Source organism: Cupriavidus sp. 05N38 (genome assembly GCF_056397345.1).
Map to the genome: position 1 here is coordinate 24057 of NZ_JBFTNF010000036.1, position 17346 is coordinate 41402.

General features: G+C 68.8%; 15 protein-coding genes. 5 read left to right on the forward strand and 10 right to left on the reverse strand.

Going from position 1 to position 17346, the window contains the following annotated elements:
• Positions 1-27: 27 nt before the first annotated feature.
• From AC1DK4_RS24505 to moaC, 3 genes are all read right to left on the reverse strand, one after another.
• Positions 28-498: a hypothetical protein gene (locus AC1DK4_RS24505; protein WP_441621474.1), complete on the reverse strand. Its 471-nt coding sequence runs from the start codon at positions 496-498 to the stop codon at positions 28-30.
• 406 nt (positions 499-904) lie between these two features.
• A complete protein-coding gene (gene hmpA, locus AC1DK4_RS24510) occupies positions 905-2116 on the reverse strand; it encodes an NO-inducible flavohemoprotein (RefSeq protein WP_477131835.1) in 1212 nt (403 codons plus the stop codon).
• Between the two features lie 206 nt (positions 2117-2322).
• The gene (moaC, locus tag AC1DK4_RS24515; protein WP_441621477.1) at positions 2323-2802 is read right to left on the reverse strand and encodes a cyclic pyranopterin monophosphate synthase MoaC; all 480 of its coding nucleotides are present in this window, start codon (positions 2800-2802) and stop codon (positions 2323-2325) included.
• Positions 2803-3067: 265 nt separating this feature from the next.
• Between moaC and AC1DK4_RS24520 the strand changes: the two genes are divergently transcribed.
• Entirely contained in the window at positions 3068-4747 is a 1680-nt protein-coding gene (locus AC1DK4_RS24520; RefSeq protein ID WP_441621479.1) for a M48 family metallopeptidase, read from the forward strand.
• 17 nt (positions 4748-4764) lie between these two features.
• Here AC1DK4_RS24520 and AC1DK4_RS24525 read toward each other — a convergent pair whose 3' ends face one another.
• The 6 genes from AC1DK4_RS24525 to AC1DK4_RS24550 all read right to left on the reverse strand — a co-directional run bounded on the left by AC1DK4_RS24525 (position 4765) and on the right by AC1DK4_RS24550 (position 9452).
• Positions 4765-5358, reverse strand: a complete 594-nt coding sequence (locus AC1DK4_RS24525) for a DUF2946 family protein (protein WP_441621481.1) — start codon at positions 5356-5358, stop codon at positions 4765-4767.
• Between the two features lie 98 nt (positions 5359-5456).
• Positions 5457-6467 carry a YheT family hydrolase gene (locus AC1DK4_RS24530; RefSeq protein ID WP_441621483.1) on the reverse strand — a complete coding sequence of 337 codons (1011 nt, stop codon included), beginning with the start codon at positions 6465-6467 and terminating at the stop codon, positions 5457-5459.
• A gap of 38 nt (positions 6468-6505) precedes the next feature.
• Complete coding sequence (locus tag AC1DK4_RS24535) at positions 6506-6946, reverse strand: YybH family protein (protein WP_441621485.1); 441 nt, start codon at positions 6944-6946, stop codon at positions 6506-6508.
• Positions 6947-7008: 62 nt separating this feature from the next.
• Positions 7009-8031 (reverse strand): lipopolysaccharide heptosyltransferase II, encoded by a 1023-nt coding sequence (waaF, locus tag AC1DK4_RS24540; RefSeq protein ID WP_441621487.1) that lies wholly within the window; start codon positions 8029-8031, stop codon positions 7009-7011.
• 148 nt (positions 8032-8179) lie between these two features.
• Positions 8180-8374, reverse strand: a complete 195-nt coding sequence (locus AC1DK4_RS24545) for a zinc-finger domain-containing protein (protein ID WP_017228539.1) — start codon at positions 8372-8374, stop codon at positions 8180-8182.
• A gap of 157 nt (positions 8375-8531) precedes the next feature.
• Positions 8532-9452, reverse strand: coding sequence for a branched-chain amino acid transaminase (locus AC1DK4_RS24550; RefSeq protein ID WP_441621489.1), 921 nt, complete (start codon positions 9450-9452; stop codon positions 8532-8534).
• Positions 9453-10531: 1079 nt separating this feature from the next.
• On the opposite strand from AC1DK4_RS24550, the gene AC1DK4_RS24555 reads away from it, so the two are divergent.
• From AC1DK4_RS24555 to AC1DK4_RS24570, 4 genes are all read left to right on the forward strand, one after another.
• The gene (locus tag AC1DK4_RS24555; protein WP_477115931.1) at positions 10532-13450 is read left to right on the forward strand and encodes a DEAD/DEAH box helicase; all 2919 of its coding nucleotides are present in this window, start codon (positions 10532-10534) and stop codon (positions 13448-13450) included.
• Between the two features lie 183 nt (positions 13451-13633).
• Positions 13634-14656, forward strand: a complete 1023-nt coding sequence (locus AC1DK4_RS24560; protein ID WP_441621491.1) for a Bug family tripartite tricarboxylate transporter substrate binding protein — start codon at positions 13634-13636, stop codon at positions 14654-14656.
• A 257-nt stretch (positions 14657-14913) separates the two neighbouring features.
• Complete coding sequence (locus AC1DK4_RS24565) at positions 14914-15774, forward strand: AzlC family ABC transporter permease (protein WP_477131836.1); 861 nt, start codon at positions 14914-14916, stop codon at positions 15772-15774.
• Entirely contained in the window at positions 15771-16094 is a 324-nt protein-coding gene (locus AC1DK4_RS24570) for an AzlD domain-containing protein (RefSeq protein WP_441621495.1), read from the forward strand. The genes AC1DK4_RS24565 and AC1DK4_RS24570 overlap by 4 nt, the downstream gene beginning before the upstream one ends.
• A 17-nt stretch (positions 16095-16111) precedes the next feature.
• Here the strand turns inward: AC1DK4_RS24570 and AC1DK4_RS24575 are convergent, their stop codons facing one another.
• On the reverse strand, positions 16112-17236 hold the full coding sequence (locus tag AC1DK4_RS24575) for a helix-turn-helix transcriptional regulator (protein ID WP_441621497.1): 1125 nt from the start codon (positions 17234-17236) through the stop codon (positions 16112-16114).
• Positions 17237-17346: the final 110 nt, after the last annotated feature.

The following is a 17346-nucleotide window of genomic DNA, read 5'->3' on the forward strand; positions in this document are numbered from 1 at the left end:
GCACGGGTACGCGTTCTCTGCGCGCGCTCAGGCCGGTGGCTGGGCCGGTACCTTCTCCCACCCGCCCGGGCAGGCCTTGATATACGGGTAATAGCCATCCGGCCGGCCGCAGTGATACCAGAACGCCTGCGCGGGAGCGGGCGCCGCGGCTGCCGGGCCGCCCATGTCGACCGGGCCATCCTGGCCCTGCTCGATATATTGCGGCGGCCCCGACGGTGCCGCGACTACGGGCGGATAGTAGTAGCCGGGCGCGTAGTACGGATAGGGGTAGCCCCAGCCATAACCATAGCCATAGCCGAAACCGGGACCGATCACGACGCCCACGCTGCCGTGCCATCCGCCATGCCATCCGCCGCCATGCCATCCACCGCCGCCGTGCCATCCACCGCCGCCGTGCCCGCCGCCGCCATGGCCGCCACCCCCTCCCGCCAGGGCGGTCCCGCTGACCGCCAGCGCTGCCACCACCAGCAGAAGCTGGCCAAACCTACGCCCGTTCATGTTGCTCACCCATGGATGATCGCGGGACGACACCCCGCCGGCGGCGCATTGGCGCCCCCTAAACTGCATTGAATACCAATTTGCCCCAGGCGGCGCGCGCCCCACGGCTGGCGAAATGCCGCGTTACGCTTGTTACAGCGGAATACGCATGGGCGCCAGATCATGTCGGTCGCGACACGAATCGCGGACGCTGGCGAGGGACGGCCTCGATACCCCGGCGGGCGGCGCGCTCCCGTGGCGCCCGCCGGGTGGGCTTGGGTTCCTGCCGCGCCCGGTCCGCCGAGTTGCCACCATGCTGATGGAACTTCACGCATTGCCGCGGGAATGTCCGACAGGCCACGGCGCTGCCGGACGGCACCGCGCAAATGGTTCCGGCCGGCTTCCTGCTACTTCCTCCTATTGCCTCCTATTCGGCGAACAGGTCTGGCCCAAACACTTCGTAGTGAATATGCGGCTCCTGGATTCCCAGCTCTTTCAGCGCGTCATGCTGCATGCGCATAAAGGGGATCGGCCCGCAGATGTAATAGTCGGCATCGGGCAGCAGGATCGCATCCTTGATCGCCTTGACATCGACAAGCCCTGCGTAATCGTAGTCCCGGCCAGCAACATCCTGCGGCAGCGGGTCGTCGTAGAACACGATCACATCGAGATTGGCATACGTCTTGGCGGTTTCACGCAGCCGGTCACGCATGGCGTGTACCCCGCTGTTGCGCGCGCCATGCACGAATACCACTTGCCGCTGCGGGTCTTGTATTGCCCTTTTGAGCATGCTGATCATGGGCGTCAGCCCCACGCCACCGCTGATCAGGACGATCGGGGTCCTGGCATCGACATCGATATGGAAGGTGCCATACGGCGCTGCCAGCTGAACCTCGTCTCCAACCTTGACATGATCATGCAAGAGGCACGACACATGCCCCGGAGGGTTCGTACCGCCGCCTTCACGCTTCACCGAGATTCGATAGCTGCGCCCGTTTGGCATATCCGACAGACTGTACTGGCGAATCTGCCGCACACCGAGCGCAGGCACGTCGACTGCGATGCTGATGTATTGACCGGGTTCGAAGTTCAACACGGGGCCGCCATCCTTGGGCTCGAGGATGAACGACGTGATCACGCTGCTTTCGGGCCGCTTCTCGCGAACGACAAAGGTACGCCCGCCGGTCCAGCCCCCGGGTTCCTCCGCGGACCGCTCGTACAGCTCGCTTTCCATGCCCATCAGCACGTCTGCAAGGTTCCCGTAAGCCTGTGCCCATGCGGAGATAATCTCTTCCGTCGCGGCGCCGCCTAGTACCTCCTTGATGGCCGCCAGCAGATGCTCCCCGACAATCGGATACTGCTCAGGCCTGACGCCCAGGCTCGCATGCTTGTTGGCAATGTTTTTCAGCACTGCCGCCAGGCTGCTCGGATCCTCGATATTCTCGGCATACGCGTAGACCGCGCGCGCGAGTGCTTCCTGCTGCTGCCCCTGCTCCTGATGCGCCATGTTGAACACATTCTTCAGCTCGGGATGCGCGCCGAGCATGCGTTCAGAGAAGCGCTTTACGATGGCGGAGCCATGTTCGGCCAGCACCGGCGCAGTTGCCTTCACGATGTCTTTTGTCTTCTGCGTCAACATAGCCGGTCTCCTTTGGGCGCGGTGGTGGACTCGTCAGCTGGATCAAGTCTAGACGGCGGCTTGCCTTGTGACTTCTGCTTTCGCGATTCGACGGTTCGCCTAAGTGAGGAGTCAACGCGAGGAGCCAATGCGGGGAGTCGCCGTTCGATACGCAGGCAGAAACGCAAACACTTCGGATTCCCCCAAGGCCGAAGACCATTTTTAGATCACGGGGTTGCCACCCAGTCCCCCGACTTCCCCCCATGCTTCTCCAGCAACTTCACATCCCCCATCACCATCCCCCGGTCCACTGCCTTGCACATGTCGTAGATGGTCAGCAGCGCGACCTGGACGCCGGTCAGCGCTTCCATTTCCACGCCGGTCTGGCCGTGGGTCTCGGCGCGCACGGTGCAGCGCACGGTGGCGGCGGCCTGGTCCAGCGCAAAGTCCACCGCAACCTTGGTGAGCGCCAGCGGATGGCACAGGGGGATCAGGTCGGAGGTGCGCTTGGTGGCCATGATGGCGGCCACGCGCGCAATGCCCAGCACGTCGCCCTTCTTGGCGGTGCCGTCGCGCACCAACGCGAAGGTTGCCGGCAGCATGGTGATGGCGCCAGTGGCGATGGCCACGCGGTGGCTGTGCGCCTTGGTGCCGACGTCGACCATATGGGCTTGTCCGGCGGAATCGAAATGGGTGAGCTGGCTCATGGCGTGGACGGGAATCGAGGGGAGTTGCGGAAAAAACGGCACGGCACGGATGCTTCGCCGCGCCCGCGGGCTCAACGTCTGGCAGGGCCCGGGCCAAGCCCGGGGATGCCCGATGGGAATGGCTTCCAGAGGCCGCTATCATAGCAAGATGCGCAAGAATTCAACGCTCCGCGGAGCGCTCTCCTCGCCCGCCCGACAGGCAAGCCCGGACTCGCCCGAGGCTCGCATGCGGCATGGCGGACCCGCCGCTTTCCTGGTCCCTCCGATGCTCGTGCGCCGCTCGCTTGCGGCGCTGCTGGCGCTGACCATGGCACTGCCCGCCTGGCCGCAGCAGCGCCAGTTGCTGAACGATCCCGCGCGCACCGCCGCGGATGCCGCGGGCGGCGCAGACGGCAGCGACCAGGTCTACGACAACCTGAACCGCAGCGTGAAGGCGGGCCAGAAATCCGAGTTCGGGTTGCGTACCAATAACACGGTGGTGGAAACCAGTGGCGTGCAGTTGCCGGATCTTGGCGATCCCTCCACCGCCTCGCTCACGCCCGACATGGAACGGCGCCTGGGCGAGCGCATCATGCGCGACATCCGGCGCGATCCGGACTATGTGGTGGACCCGCTGCTGGCCGACTACCTGAACGCGCTCGGCTACCGGCTGGTGCAGGCGGCGCGCCGGCAGAACATCTCGGGCTCGACGGGGTCGGGCACCTTTGCCACCGGCTTCGAGCTGTTCGCGGTGCGTGACCGCAGCATCAACGCCTTCGCGCTGCCGGGCGGGTATATCGGCGTGCATTCCGGCCTGCTGGTGCAGTCGGACACGGAGTCGGAACTGGCCTCGGTGCTCGGCCACGAAATCGGCCACGTGATGCAGCGCCATATCGCGCGCGGCATCACCTCGCAGGACCAGTCGATGTGGATCGCGCTGGCATCGATGGTGCTGGCGGGCCTGGCCGCCACCAAGAGCGGCGACGCGGCGTCGGCGCTGGCAGTGGGCGGGCAGGCCGCGGCGGTGGCCAACCAGCTGTCGTTCTCGCGCGGCGCCGAGCGCGAGGCCGACCGCGTCGGCTTCCAGATCATGACCGCGGCCGGCTTCGATCCGCAGGGCATGCCGGACTTCTTCAAGCGCCTGCAGCGGGTGATGGGCATCTCGGAAAGCTCGGTGCCTGCCTATGTGCGTACCCACCCGCTGACCTCGGAGCGTATCGCCGACATGCAGGACCGCGTCAGCCATGTGGCGGTGCGCCGCGTCGCCAGCACGCCAGAATACGAATTCGCGCGCATGCGCGCCCGCATCATCCAGGAAACCACGCCGAGCGACGTGCAGAACGCCCGCACCGCGCTGCAAGCGCAGCTGGCCGGGGCCTCGCCGGCGCGCACGCCGGCGCTGTACTACGGCATCGCCTTCGCCGAGCAGCGCCTGGGCCGCCTTGCCGCGGCCGAGCAGTCGCTGGCCGAAGCGCGCCGGCTCTACGGCAATATCCCCGGCGCGACCTCGGGCAGCCCCATGCTCGACGTGATGGCGATCGAACTGGCGCGCGGCCAGGGCCGGCCCCAGGAAGCGCTGAACCAGGCGGTGGCGTCGATGAAGGCCTTCCCGCTATCGCACGCGGTGGCGGTGAGCTACGCGGCGACCCTGCTGGGCGCGGGGCGCCTGGACCAGGCGGTGGCCTTCCTGCGCGAACGCACGCGCGAGGATCTCTCGCGCTCGGAATGGTGGGACATGCTGGCGCGGGCCTATGCGGCCCAGGGCCGGCGCGTGCAGCAGCACCAGGCGCTGGCCGAGAAGTACGCGGTCGACGGCGCCTACCAGGCCGCCATCGAACAATTGCAGATCGCGCGCAAGGCCGGCGACGGGGATTTCTACACGCTGTCGGAGGTCGATGCGCGCCTGCACCAGCTCGAACGCCAGTATCGCGAGGAAAAGCAGGACAACAAGGGCATGCCGAACTAGCGGCCCGCGCCCCTGGCTCAGGCTGCGTTTTCGCCTGCGGGCGGCGCGGGCTGCCGCACGAAACCGTAGCGCGACGGCACTTCGTCCTCGATGATCGGCTCGATCGGCACATCGGTGCCGTGGAAATGGGACACGCCGAGATTGCCGCCGCACGCCTCGCCATGCCAGGTGCAGGCGCTGCTAAACGCGTCGAGATCATGGTCGTGCAACAACGCGGCGGTGACGCCGCCACCTGCTTGCCCGTCGATCTCGCCTGCCAGGACCACGTTGCCGTGTTCGTCCGCATGGCAGCCGCGCAGGGTGAAGGCGCGCCCCGTGGTGGTGTGCAGCCGTCCTTCGTGCAGCCGCACGATCCATGGCGCGTAGGCCAGCGCAACGAATACGCGCTGCGGTCCGTTCTGGAAATGCCAGGCGCCGCGCTCGTCGTGCTGGTAGTTGCGCTCGATAAAGGCCACCAGCGCCGGGTGCCGGATCGGGTCGCCCGACAGGCCGTTCTGCTGGGCATACTCATTGCGCATGCGCCATTGCCCGCGCCGGTCCAGCGCCAGCCAGCCGTAGCAGTTAGGTACGTTGGGCCAGCGGGCCATGGCTTGCTTGACTGTCTCGTCCATTGTTGCTGTCTCCTGTGCGGGAAGCCCTGGAGCAGGCCTTCCCGCCGGTGAATCTCGCCGCGCCCGGCGCCGCCGCTAGCGCCGCTAGCGCCGATAGCCTATGCGACCGAGTCGAAATACTGCAGGATGCGCGCCGGCAGCCACTCGATATGGCCGGCATACGGCAGCACGGGCAACGCCCGCAGCAGATCTTCGCGCGGCGTCATGAAACCGACGTGACCGCCGTGTTCCGGCTGCTCCAGCCGGACTTGCGGGCTGACCTGGGCGGGGCCGGGCAGGTGGCGCGCCGGCAGGAAGGGATCGTTGCGCGCATTGAGCACCAGGGTCGGCACGGCGATGGCGCCGAGCACTGGCTTGCTGGAAGCGCGCTTCCAGTAATCGTCGGTATCGCGAAAGCCATGCAGCGGGGCCGTCACGATATTGTCGAAGGCGTACAGGTCGCGGCTGGCAAGCATGGCGGTGCGGTCGAACAGGCCGGGATACTGGCGCAGCTTCTCCTGCGACTTGCGCTTGAGCGTCTGCAGGAACATGCGCGTATAGAGCATGTTGAACCCCTGCGAGAGCGCCGCGCCGCCGCCGGCCAGGTCCAGCGGCGCCGAGACCGATGCCGCCGCGCTGACGAAGCGCGCACCGCCCCCTTCCTCGCCCAGGTAGCGCAGCAGCGCGTTGCCGCCCAGCGAGATGCCCACTACCAGCAGCTTGCGCCCGTGCGCGCAGTACTCCCGGTGCAGCCGCTCCAGGATCCAGCGGATCTCCTGCGCGTCACCGGAGTGGTAGAAGCGCGGCGCCAGGTTCAGCTCGCCAGAGCAGCCGCGGAAATGCGGGACCACGCCCTGCCAGCCGCGCGCGGCCAGCGCATGCATCATGGTCTGCGCGTAGTGGCTCTCCGAGTTGCCTTCCAGGCCGTGGAACATGACCAGCAGCGGCGTATCCGGCGTGACCGCGTGGGTGGTCCAGTCGAGGTCGATGAAGTCGCTGTCGGGCGCCGTCCAGCGTTCGCGCCTGAAGGCCGTGCGCGGGCGCCGGGTAAAGCGCGCGGGGATGATGGTCTGGGTGTGGCCGCCGGACAGCCACCAGGGCATGCGGCGACCGCTGCCGAATGCGGTCATGCTGCGTTGGGTATCTCGTGCGCCAGTCCGGCAATCCACTAATGCAGAGCCTGGCCCGGCGCCGTGCTGACGGCGGCGACCTGGGCGGCGTTGGCCGGGCTGCAGTGGATATGCGCGAGGCGCCAGCCCTCGTGGTTCTGCATCAGCACGTAGGTGGTGTGCACGTAGAGGTCCGCCTCGACGCGGTCGTCGCCGAAGCGCAGCGCCTCGGTCACGTCGAAGATGGCCACGCCGAGCGAGGCATGGCTGCTGGTCTCGATCACGTCGATCAGCACCGGCTGCAGCTCGAGCAGCTGGGCGAAGGCCTGGCGCAACTGCTCGTGGCCGATCAGGCGCTGGCCGTCCGGCATCACGCAGGTGACCGAGTCCTCATCCAGCCACAGGCGCAGCGAGCCATCCGCATCGCGCAGTTTCATGGCTTCGCGAAAGGCTTCGACAATGTCTTCGGCGGAATCGAACAGGCGGGCAAAACGAGGCATGGTGACTGGACTCAGGATTCGTTGGCCGGATTGACACGAACTGCGGGCCGGCGCTTGGTGCGTCAGGCGCGGTGCAGGAGCTTGCGCAGCTCCACGAACACCATTTCGGGTTCGATATCTTTCAGGCAGCGCAGGTGACCCAGGGGGCACTCGCGTTTGAAGCACGGACTGCATTCGAGCTGCAGCCACATGATACTAGCAGCCTGCGACAGCGGGGGGGTATGGCGCGGGTCACTGGAGCCGAACACCGCCACCTGGGGCCGGTTCAGCGCCGCGGTGACGTGCATCAGGCCGGAATCGTTGCACACCGCGCCTTCGGAAAGCGCGAGCAGGTCCACGGCATCGTCCAGCGAGGTCTGGCCGCACAGGTTGCGCACGAAGGGCGCGCCCTTGACGATCTCGGCGGCGATCTCCGCGTCCTTGGGCGAGCCCAGCGTGATCATCTGCGCGTACGGGAACGAGCGCTTGAGCATCTGCGCCAGCTCCGCGAAATGCGCCGCCGGCCAGCGCTTGGCCGGGCCGAACTCCGCGCCCGGGCAGAAGGCGATCAGGCGCGTCTGCGGCGGGATGCCGAAACGCTCGGCGGTCTTGGCCATGCGCGCGGGATCGGTGCGCAGGCGCGGCTCGGGCAGGTGCTCGGGCAGGCGCGCGCCGGGCTTGAGCGCCAGCCGCGCATAGTGCTCGACCATTGGCGGGCGCTGGTCGCGCGGCGGGTTGGCGTGGCGGATATTGAGCATGCCGAAGCGCGCTTCGCCGCGGTAGCCGATGCGCAGCGGGATGCCGGCCAGCCAGGGGATCAATGCCGACTTGAGCGAGTTGGGCAGCACGTAGGCTGCGTCATAGCCTTCGTTCTTGAGCTGCTGCGCGAACATCAGCCGCGCCGACAGCTGCAGCTTGCCGTGCGCCAGTTCGCTGGGGAAAACCTGGTTGATCTCGGGCATGCGCGCCAGCACCGGCGCCACCCACTTGGGGGCGAGGGCGTCGATGAGCAGGCGCGGATGGCGCGCTTTCATGAGCGAGAAGAGCGGCTGCGCCATCAGGGCGTCGCCGATCCAGTTGGGGGCGATGACGAGGGCTTTTTTCATGGATGGAGCGCTGCCGGATAAAGGGGCGTGATACGGGTGGTGCGGACGGTGCGGGCCTTGCGTTCCACGCGCGCCGCGCACGCCGACGCTCCGGCGCGCCTGCTGGCGGGCCGGAGCGTCGAGTCGGCGCGGTCAGGCGTGGCGCGTGTCAGTGGTGACCCTTGATGACGGTGCCTGCCTTGAGCTTGTAGACGGTGCCGCAATACGGGCACTTCACTTCGCCGGTGTCCGTCACGTCGAGGAAGACGCGCGGATGGTAGTTCCACGCGGGCGTGTTGCCGGTGGGGCAGTGCAGCGGAAGGTCTTCTGCGCCGATTTCGATTACGGAGGCGGTTTGCGTCATGGTGTTGCGGGGATGGTTTTGGTCTTGTGTGGAACTGGAATCCGTTTCCCCGTCCGGTCCGTTGCGTGGACCGGACGGGAGCCCGGTGAACAGGTCAGCTTCGGTAATTCGGTGACTGGGTGATTCGACTCAGTGTTGCGCCTCGGCGTGGTCACGTTCAGACCAGCGTCAGCCAGTGCTTGTACTGCTCGCTGGTGCCGCCCACGGCGGCGAAGAACGCGTCCTGCACGCGCTTGGTCACCGGGCCGCGGCGGCCTTCGCCGATGAGGCGGTCGTCCAGCTCGCGGATCGGCGTGACCTCGGCGGCGGTGCCGGTGAAGAACGCTTCGTCGGCGCAGTAGACCTCGTCGCGCGTGATGCGCTTTTCGCGCACCGGGATGCCCAGGTCGCCGGCGATGGTGAGGATGGCGTCGCGCGTGATGCCGTCCAGGCAGGAAGCCAGGTCGGGGGTGTAGATCACGCCGTCGCGCACCACGAACACGTTCTCGCCGGAGCCTTCGCTGACGTAGCCTTCGGTGTCTAGCAGCAGCGCTTCGTCATAGCCGAGGCTGGTGGCTTCCTGGTTGGCCAGGATCGAGTTGATGTAGTAGCCGCTGGCCTTGGCCCTCACCATCGACACATTGACGTGGTGGCGGGTGAACGAAGACGTCTTGACGCGGATGCCGCGCTCCAGGCCTTCTTCGCCCAGGTATGCGCCCCACGGCCACGCGGCGATCGCCACGTGGATGGTGTTGCCCCTGGCCGAGACGCCCAGCTTTTCCGAGCCGATCCACACCAGCGGGCGGATATAGCAGGACTCGAGCTGGTTGGCCTTGACCACTTCGAGCTGCGCCGCTTCCAGCGTGGCCGCGTCGAAAGGCATCGCCATCTGGAAGATCTTGGCCGAGTTGAACAGGCGGCGGGTATGTTCCTTGAGACGGAAGATCGCGGTGCCGGCCGGCGTCTTGTAGGCGCGCACGCCCTCGAACACGCCCATGCCGTAGTGCAGGGTATGGGTGAGCACGTGGATCTTGGCGTCACGCCATTCGATCAACTTGCCGTCCATCCAGATTTTTCCGTCGCGATCCGCCATCGACATGGTTTGCTCCGTGTGCGCCGTCAGCCATGCAAAAGCGACATTGTAAACCCCGGGACCCCACGTGCCAACGCGGGCACGGGGCCGGCGGGGCTTAAAATCGTCACATTGTGTCCGCCGCCGCCCCGCCCGTGCCCCTGCCGCCTACGTCCCGCTTTGCCGACCTACGCACCAGCCCGCTTGCCGGCCAGCTGCGCGAGGCCCTCTTTTCCGGCGCGGCGCAGTCCGTGATCGAGCCGTTGCTGGCGCGGTTCGGCGACAGCGCCGGCCAGGCCGAAGCGCTGGTGGACGCCATGCTGGACGCCGGCGACGCGCAGTTGCTCGACCGCGTGGCGCCGGACTACCGCTGGCGCATCGTGTTGCATGCGCTGGCGTCCCTCCACCACGACTGGGACCCACGGATGCGGCCCTGCCTGGACTACGCGCTGTCCCGCGCACGCGCGGATGCGCCGGCGGTGCCGGCCCCTGTCCGCGGCGCGCTGGCCATGGGGCAACTCTACGCGGGCGATGTCACGGGGGCGCTGGCGCTGCTGCAGGCCGGCAACGCGGGCGGGGACGAGACGGCACGGCGCGCGCTTGCCCGCGTGCAGGAAGGCGACTGGCCCGCTGCCCAGGCCGGTTTCGAGGCTGCGCTCAAGCAGCTGCGGGCCGGATCCGGGGAACGCACGGGCCTGATGGATGCCACGCTGGCACCGTTCTACCCGCTGTCCCTGCTGGCGCAGCGCTCGCCCGCGCATCTCGAGCGGGCCCGCAAGTTCTGCCAGGCGGAATCGGGCGCGCGCGCGCCCACGGCGGCAGGGCGCTGGGGCTTGTGGGTGCACGCCCTGGACGCGCAGCGCGGCGACGCGCGGCTGGACGAAGCCGCCTTCGTCCTGCATCCGGACGTCCCGCCACTGGCGCAGTTCTGGCGCGTGCTGCTGCGCGCCTGGCTGGGCGATGGGGTGCCGGCCAGCGGGCGCCGCCAGCCCGAAGCCGCCCGCGCCGAGGCCATCGCAGGCCTGCGGGGCCGCCTGCAGGCCTGTGGCCTGCATTGGCTGGATGGGCAACTGGAGGGCGCGGTGGCACTGGCGGCCGGCGAACCCGTGCCTGAGCACTTCTTCGCCGGCCAGCGACGCGAAAGCTGGCGGCTGGCGCTCGACGCGCTGCAGGCGCTGGCCGGCGACACGCGCGCGCCCGACGGCGCCAGCGCCAGCCGGCTGCTGTGGGCGGTCACGCTGGACGCCGACGGCGCCGTCGGCGCGATCGAGCCGCTCGAGCAGCTGCGCGGGCCGCGCGGCTGGAACAAGCCGCGCCCGCTGCCGCTGGCCAAGCTGGCGGAAGACGACCGGCTCGAACCGTGGGACGCCCGCGTGGCGCGCGCGATCCGGCGCGACCAGTCCTACCGCCGCCGCCATGTGCTCGACCGCGCCGCCGCCATGCTGGCCCTGGTCGGCCATCCGGGCGTGGTGCTGGCGCAGGCCCCCGAGCAGACGCTGGAAGTGGTGGAAGGCGCCCCCACGCTGGAGGTGGTGCGCGAAGGCGCGCGCTACGTGCTGCGCATCTCTCCGCCGTTGCGCGAGGCGCCGGCCATGGACAGCTTCCTGCCCGCCGGCAGCCGCGCCGATGCCCAAGCGCTGCGCCAGGTCACCGTGCTGCGCGAAGGCTCGCAGCGCCTGCGCGTGATCCGCCTGACGCCGGCGCAGCAAGGCGCGGCGCAGCTGATCGCCGGCGGACTGGCAGTGCCGGCCGAGGCGCAAGGCCAGCTCGATGCCACGCTGCGCGCGCTGTCGGGCCATTTCCAGGTGCATTCCGACCATGGCGGCGGCACGCGCGAGCTCGAGACCGAGAGCCGCCTGCGCGCCGAACTGGCGCCGCTGGGCGAAGGCCTGGCGCTGCGCCTGGCGGTGACGCCGCTCGGGCCGCTCGGCCCGCGGCTGGCGCCGGGCAGCGGACGCGAACGTCTCATGGCCGCGGTCCAGGGCGAGACGCTCGCCACCCAGCGCGACCTGGCCGCGGAGCTTGCCAACGTGGCCGAGGTGTTCGATGCGCTGCCGTTCCTGGTGCCGCGCGCGCCGGAGAGCGGCGAGTACGACTGGGCCCTGGCCGATCCCGAGGAGGCGTTGTCCGTGGTGGAGGCGCTGCCCGGCCTGGCCGGCGTGCTGGCCCTGGAGTGGCCCCGGGGCAAGGAGCTGAAGGTGGCCAGCGCGGACATCGCCCGGCTGGCGGTGCATATCGAAACCGAAAGCGAATGGTTCAAGCTGGTCGGCGAGCTCAAGGTGGCCGAGGGGCTGGTGGCGCAGCTGGGCGAACTGCTGGCCTGGGCCGGCAGCCACGCCGGGCGCTTCATGCCGATGGGGCAGGGGGTCTACGTGGCGCTCACGCGCAGCCTGCACGCCCGGCTGCGCGACCTCGCCAGCGTGGCGCACGGCGCGCCCGACGGCATCCGCGTGCCGCTCATGGCCGCGCCCTGGCTGGATGATGTGCTGGCCGGCGCCGGGGTCGACCCCGACAGCCATTTCCGCGAGCGCGTGCGGCGCCTGCGCGGCGCGCGCGCCAGCCGGGCCGCGCTGCCCGCCAACCTGGCGGCCGAGCTGCGGCCCTACCAGGAAGACGGCTATCGCTGGGCCATGTCGCTGGCCGAGGCTGGCTTCGGCGCCTGCCTGGCCGACGACATGGGCCTGGGCAAGACCCTGCAGGCGCTGGCGGTGATGCTGGCGCGCGCGCCCGGCGGCGCGGCGCTGGTGATCGCCCCGACCTCCGTGTGCGGCAACTGGGCCGAGGAGGCGCGCCGCTTCGCGCCGACGCTGCGCGTGCATATCTATGCCGAAGGCGAGCGCGCGGCGCTGCTCGGGCAGGCGGGCGCCTTCGATGTGGTGATCGTGTCCTACACCCTGCTGCTGCAGGCGCGCGAAGCGTTCTGCGAGCGCGAGTGGCACACGATCGTCGCCGACGAGGCGCAGTCCTTCAAGAACGCCGCCACCAAGCGCTCGCAGGCGATCTTCGAGCTCAAGGCCGGGTTCCGCATGGCGCTGTCCGGCACGCCGGTCGAGAACCGGCTGGCCGAGCTGTGGTCGATCATGCGGTTCTGCAACCCGGGGCTGCTCGGCTCGCTGGTCCGCTTCAACGAACACTTCGCCGTGCCCATCGAGCGCAACGGCGTGCGCGAAGCCGCCCAGCGCCTGCGCCGCATGATCGCGCCCTTCGTGCTGCGCCGGACCAAGGCCCAGGTGCTCGACGAACTGCCGCCGCGCACCGAGCTGGTCCTGCGCGTCGAGCCCGACGCGGTGGAAGCCGCGCACTACGAAGCGCTGCGCCGCCAGGCGCTGGCCGCAGCCGAGGCCGCCGTGGCCGCGCCGGCACGCCGGACCAGGCAAGGCCAGCCCGCCCCCGAGGCTCGCATCCACGTGCTGGCGCAGCTCATGCGGCTGCGCCGCGCGGCCTGCGACGCGCGCCTGGTCACGCCCGAGCTGGATCCCGGGCAGGAGGGCGCCAAGCTGCGCGCCTTCGTGCAGCTGGCCGGCGAGCTGGCCGCCAACGGCCACAAGACGCTGGTGTTCAGCCAGTTCGTCGATTTCCTGCAGGTGCTGCGCCGCGGCCTGGACCAGGCCGGGCTGGCCTGGCAATACCTCGACGGCGCGACCCCCGCGGCGGAGCGCACCCGGCGCGTGGCCGCCTTCCAGGCCGGCGAGGGCGATGTCTTCCTGATCAGCCTGAAAGCCGGCGGCTTCGGCCTCAACCTGACCGCGGCCGACTACGTGATCATCGCCGACCCGTGGTGGAACCCGGCCGCCGAAGACCAGGCCATGGGCCGCGCCCACCGCATCGGCCAGCAGCGCCCGGTCACGGTGTACCGCCTGATCAGCGCCGGCACCATCGAGGAGCGCATCCTCGCGCTGCATCACGGCAAGCGCGCGCTGGCCGACGGCATCCTGGAGGCGGGGGAAGACGGCGGGGCAGGCCTGGCCGGGACCGCGGCGCCGCTGCCCGACATCGACGAGCTGGTGGGGCTGCTGCGCAGCTAGCTGCCCGCGGGCGGCGCGCCATGTCTGCTTATACCAACATGGCATACCGTCAAGCGAACTGGATCGTTGGTGATGCGGCGGATCATTGGTATCTTGCTGGCTTGGCCCGGGGCGGCAGACCCCGGCCGGCACGCCCCATTTGCCGTAGCTCCACATTCATTTCCACTTCCGACGGTGCCCCCCATGTTCCGCATTGCTTCCCGCCGCATTTCCTTCCGTACCCGCCCTTCGCGCCTGGCCGCCGGCCTTGGCGCGCTGGCGGCGATCTGCGCGCTCTCGGCGCCGGCCCGCGCCCAGGACCCGGCATGGCCGGCCCAGCCCATCACCATCCTGATGGGCTTCACCGCGGGCTCGGGCGTGGACATGGTGGGCCGGACGCTGCAGGAATCGCTGCAGAAGTCGCTCAAGACCACCATCATCTACGACTACCGGCCCGGCGCCGGCGGCAACGTGGCCTCCGAAGTGGTGGCCCACGCCAAGCCCGACGGCTACACCCTGCTGCTCGGCACCGCTGCCACGCACGGCATCAACCCGGCCTTGTACAAGAGCCTGCCGTTCGACGCCGAAGCCGATTTCACGCCGGTGGCGCCGCTGGTCGAAGTGTCCAACGTGCTGACCGTGAATCCCGCCGTGCTCGACGTGAAGTCGGTCAAGGAGTTCATCGAGAAGGTCAAGGCCAGCCCGGGCAAGTACAACTACGCCTCCACCGGCAATGGCACCGGCACCCACCTGGCCTTCGCCGAATTCAACGCGCGCGCCGGCCTGGACATGGTCCACGTGCCATACAAGGGCGGCCCCGACGCGCTGCAGGCCGTGCTCAAGGGCGAAGTCTGCTGCATCTTCAACCAGGTGCAGAGCGTGCTGCCGCAGTACCGTGCCGGCAAGGTGCGCTTGCTGGGTGTGACCACCAAGAGCCGCGTGGCGGTGATCCCCGAAGTGCCGACCATCGGCGAGAGCGGCCTGCCGGGCTTCAACAGCACGATCTGGTTCGGCTTCTTCGGGCCCAAGGGGCTGGATCCGAATATCAGCAAGAAGCTCAACGACGCGGTCAAGGTGGCGCTGGAAACGCCCGCCATCCGGCAGAAGCTGATCGAAGCGGGGAATTCGCCGCGCGTCGAGACGGTCGACCAGTTCCGCAACACGGTGAAGGCGGACCGGCAGAAGTGGGCGGGGGTAGTGAAGAGCGTGGGGGCTTCGATTGACTGATTGATCCGCTGATCCGCTGATCCGTTGATTGCTTGAGGTTGTGCTGGCGTTGGCGTTGGCGAGCGCTCTCGCGCTTTGAAGACGAGACCAGCCAAGACCGGGAGATCTGGTTCCCGGCACGCAAAATTCGAGTTAAGCGGATGCTTACGATGGCGCGGGCAGGGCCTATAATGGCCGCTTGCCCGCGCGCCGGGAGTGCCAGCATCTGTGCTGGCTTCGTTTTTCCCCGGTGCCGCCCCATCCCGATCCCTTGAGTCATGACTTTCCAGTCCCCCCAGGCCCTGCAGCGCGCCTGGCAGCGTTTTGATCCGGCCGAACGCTCGGGTTTTATCGAAGGTGCGCGCTATTTCGCGCCGTCGCTGCCGGCGGTGTTTTCCTGGGGGCTGGTGACCGGCGTGGCCATGAGCAAGTCGGTCATGAACGTGCCTGAGGCCATCGGCATGTCGCTGCTGGTCTACGCGGGTTCGGCGCAACTGGCCGTGCTGCCGCTGTTTGCGGCGGGTTTGCCGCTGTGGACGATCTGRCTCACCGCGGCCATCGTCAACCTGCGCTTCGTGATCTTCAGCGCGGGGCTGCAGCCGCATTTCAGCTACCTGCCGCTGTGGCGCCGCACCGTGCTGGGTTCGTTCAACGGCGACCTGCACTTCGTCTATTTCATGCAGCGCTATGCCACGCCGGACCGCGAGCCCGGCAAGGAAGGCTACTTCTGGGGCATGGCGCTGACCAATTTCGCCATGTGGCAGGTGTCGTCCATCATCGGCATCGTGCTGGCGAGCGCCTTTCCGGATAGCTGGGGCCTGGGGCTGGCCGGCACCATGGCGCTGATTCCGGTGATGGTGACCACCATCCGTTCGCGCTCGACATTGCTGGCGGTCGCGGTGGCGGCCACGCTGGCGCTGCTGTGCTTCGATCTGCCGTACCGGCTTGGCCTGGTGGCGGCGGTGGTGGGCGCGATCGCCGCGGGCATGGCCAGCGATGAGCTGGCGGCGCGCGCCACCCTGCGCGGTATCCGCCGCCGCAAGGCGGAGCATGCGATCGCGTCCGCGCAGTCGTCGGCGCAATCGTCGGCGCAGTCGTCCGCACAATCGTCGGCGCCATCGCGGGAGGACCGCGCATGAGCCATCTCGAGATCTGGATCGCACTGTTCGGCATGGCGGTGGTGACCATCGTCACGCGCGCCCTGTTCCTGATGGCGGGCGAGCACGTGAGCGTGCCCGACCGCATCCAGCGCGCGCTGCGCTATGCGCCGGCGGCCGCGCTGGCCGCGATCATCCTGCCGGACCTGATGACCTGGCAAGGGCACTTCTCGGCGGCGCCGACCAACTACAAGCTGGTGGCCGGCGCCGTGGCGCTGTTGTTCTACCTGCTGACGCGGCGCATGGTCGGCATGATCGTGGCGGGCATGGCGGTGTACACCGGGCTGCGCTTGTTCGCGTAGGCCTTGCCTGCGGCGCGTCAGGCCGGGGTGTCGCCTTCGCTGGCCGGGGCCAGCGCCGCGCCCAGCTGGGTCAGCAGCCGAGCCAGCCGCGCCTGCGTGCTGGTGCCGGTCTTCAGGAATATCGCCTTGAGCTGGCTGCGGGCGGTTTCATGCCGCACGCGCAGGCGCTCGCTGGCTTCGGGCAGTCCCATGCCGGTGGCCAGCAGGCTCGCCAGCCGGATCTCGGCCGGCGTCAGGGCGTAGATGTCGCGCAGCAGCAGCGGCAGGTGCTGCGCCGACGGTGCCTCTTCGTGGATCACCACCAGCGCGGCCGGCTTTTGCCACGGCAGCGCGAACAAGTGCGAAGGCGGCAGCGGCAGCACGACCACCTGCGCCGTGTTGCCGTCGGCGTGGCGCGCCTGCGCGGCCTGGGCCGGCAGCAGGCTGCCGGGCTCGCAGGCGGCGGCCACCATGTCGGCCAGCGCACGCGAGAGCTGCCAATCGCTGGTCTTGCCGGCGGGGTCCAGGCGCCGCACCCAGCGCTCGCCGATGCCGTTGCTCAGGAGCACGCGGCGCTCGGGCGAGAACGCAATCACGCCGAACGACATCTGCTCCAGGACCTGCGCCGACAACTGCGCCTGCACCGACAGCCCGATGGTGCGGTCGCGCAGGGCCATGGCGCTGCGTATATGGGGCAGGGCCCAGTCAAGCGCGCGCGTGTCGGCCTCGGTGAACACACCTTGCGAGAACGAGCGCTGCAGGGCGAAATACACTTCGTAGTGCGGTTGCCGCTCGACCAGGCAGGCAGCGTACGAGCACAGGTCGAACCGGTGGAAGAAATCGCGGTAGAACGGGCTGCGCCGCATCGAGCCTTCGCCGAAATCGCGCGCGTCGATATACCACTGGCCGGGCGACAGCTTGTGCGCGAACAGCTTGCCTGGATCGATCTCGTGGAACTCGTTCTCGTAGGCGGCGAACAGTTCCTGTACCGGGCGCACCATCTCGTTGACCGTCATCAGGTCACGATCGGTGTCGCGCACGATCATCGAAGCGTGCGCGCTGCCGGCCATGCTGCTCAGCGTGTGCAGGCTGCGCTGCCAGGCCTGCGCGTCAAGAATCCCCTCGTACAAGCCACGGATCGCCCGGTGCATGTCCTCATTCATGATTACCCCTCGCTTCGCGACAACGGCGTATGCCGTGTGGCGCCGGCGCCCTTTCCCGAAAGTGCATCCCGGCACAGTGCCGTGGGTCCCGTCTGAATGCAGGCCTCTGG

Coding starts and splice junctions, on each gene's coding strand:
- AC1DK4_RS24505 (WP_441621474.1), bottom strand. CDS start 498: ATGAACGGGCGTAGGTTTGGCCAGCTTCTGCTGGTGGTGGCAGCGCTG.
- hmpA (WP_477131835.1), bottom strand. CDS start 2,116: ATGTTGACGCAGAAGACAAAAGACATCGTGAAGGCAACTGCGCCGGTG.
- moaC (WP_441621477.1), bottom strand. CDS start 2,802: ATGAGCCAGCTCACCCATTTCGATTCCGCCGGACAAGCCCATATGGTC.
- AC1DK4_RS24520 (WP_441621479.1), top strand. CDS start 3,068: ATGCTCGTGCGCCGCTCGCTTGCGGCGCTGCTGGCGCTGACCATGGCA.
- AC1DK4_RS24525 (WP_441621481.1), bottom strand. CDS start 5,358: ATGGACGAGACAGTCAAGCAAGCCATGGCCCGCTGGCCCAACGTACCT.
- AC1DK4_RS24530 (WP_441621483.1), bottom strand. CDS start 6,467: ATGACCGCATTCGGCAGCGGTCGCCGCATGCCCTGGTGGCTGTCCGGC.
- AC1DK4_RS24535 (WP_441621485.1), bottom strand. CDS start 6,946: ATGCCTCGTTTTGCCCGCCTGTTCGATTCCGCCGAAGACATTGTCGAA.
- waaF (WP_441621487.1), bottom strand. CDS start 8,031: ATGAAAAAAGCCCTCGTCATCGCCCCCAACTGGATCGGCGACGCCCTG.
- AC1DK4_RS24545 (WP_017228539.1), bottom strand. CDS start 8,374: ATGACGCAAACCGCCTCCGTAATCGAAATCGGCGCAGAAGACCTTCCG.
- AC1DK4_RS24550 (WP_441621489.1), bottom strand. CDS start 9,452: ATGTCGATGGCGGATCGCGACGGAAAAATCTGGATGGACGGCAAGTTG.
- AC1DK4_RS24560 (WP_441621491.1), top strand. CDS start 13,634: ATGTTCCGCATTGCTTCCCGCCGCATTTCCTTCCGTACCCGCCCTTCG.
- AC1DK4_RS24570 (WP_441621495.1), top strand. CDS start 15,771: ATGAGCCATCTCGAGATCTGGATCGCACTGTTCGGCATGGCGGTGGTG.
- AC1DK4_RS24575 (WP_441621497.1), bottom strand. CDS start 17,236: ATGAATGAGGACATGCACCGGGCGATCCGTGGCTTGTACGAGGGGATT.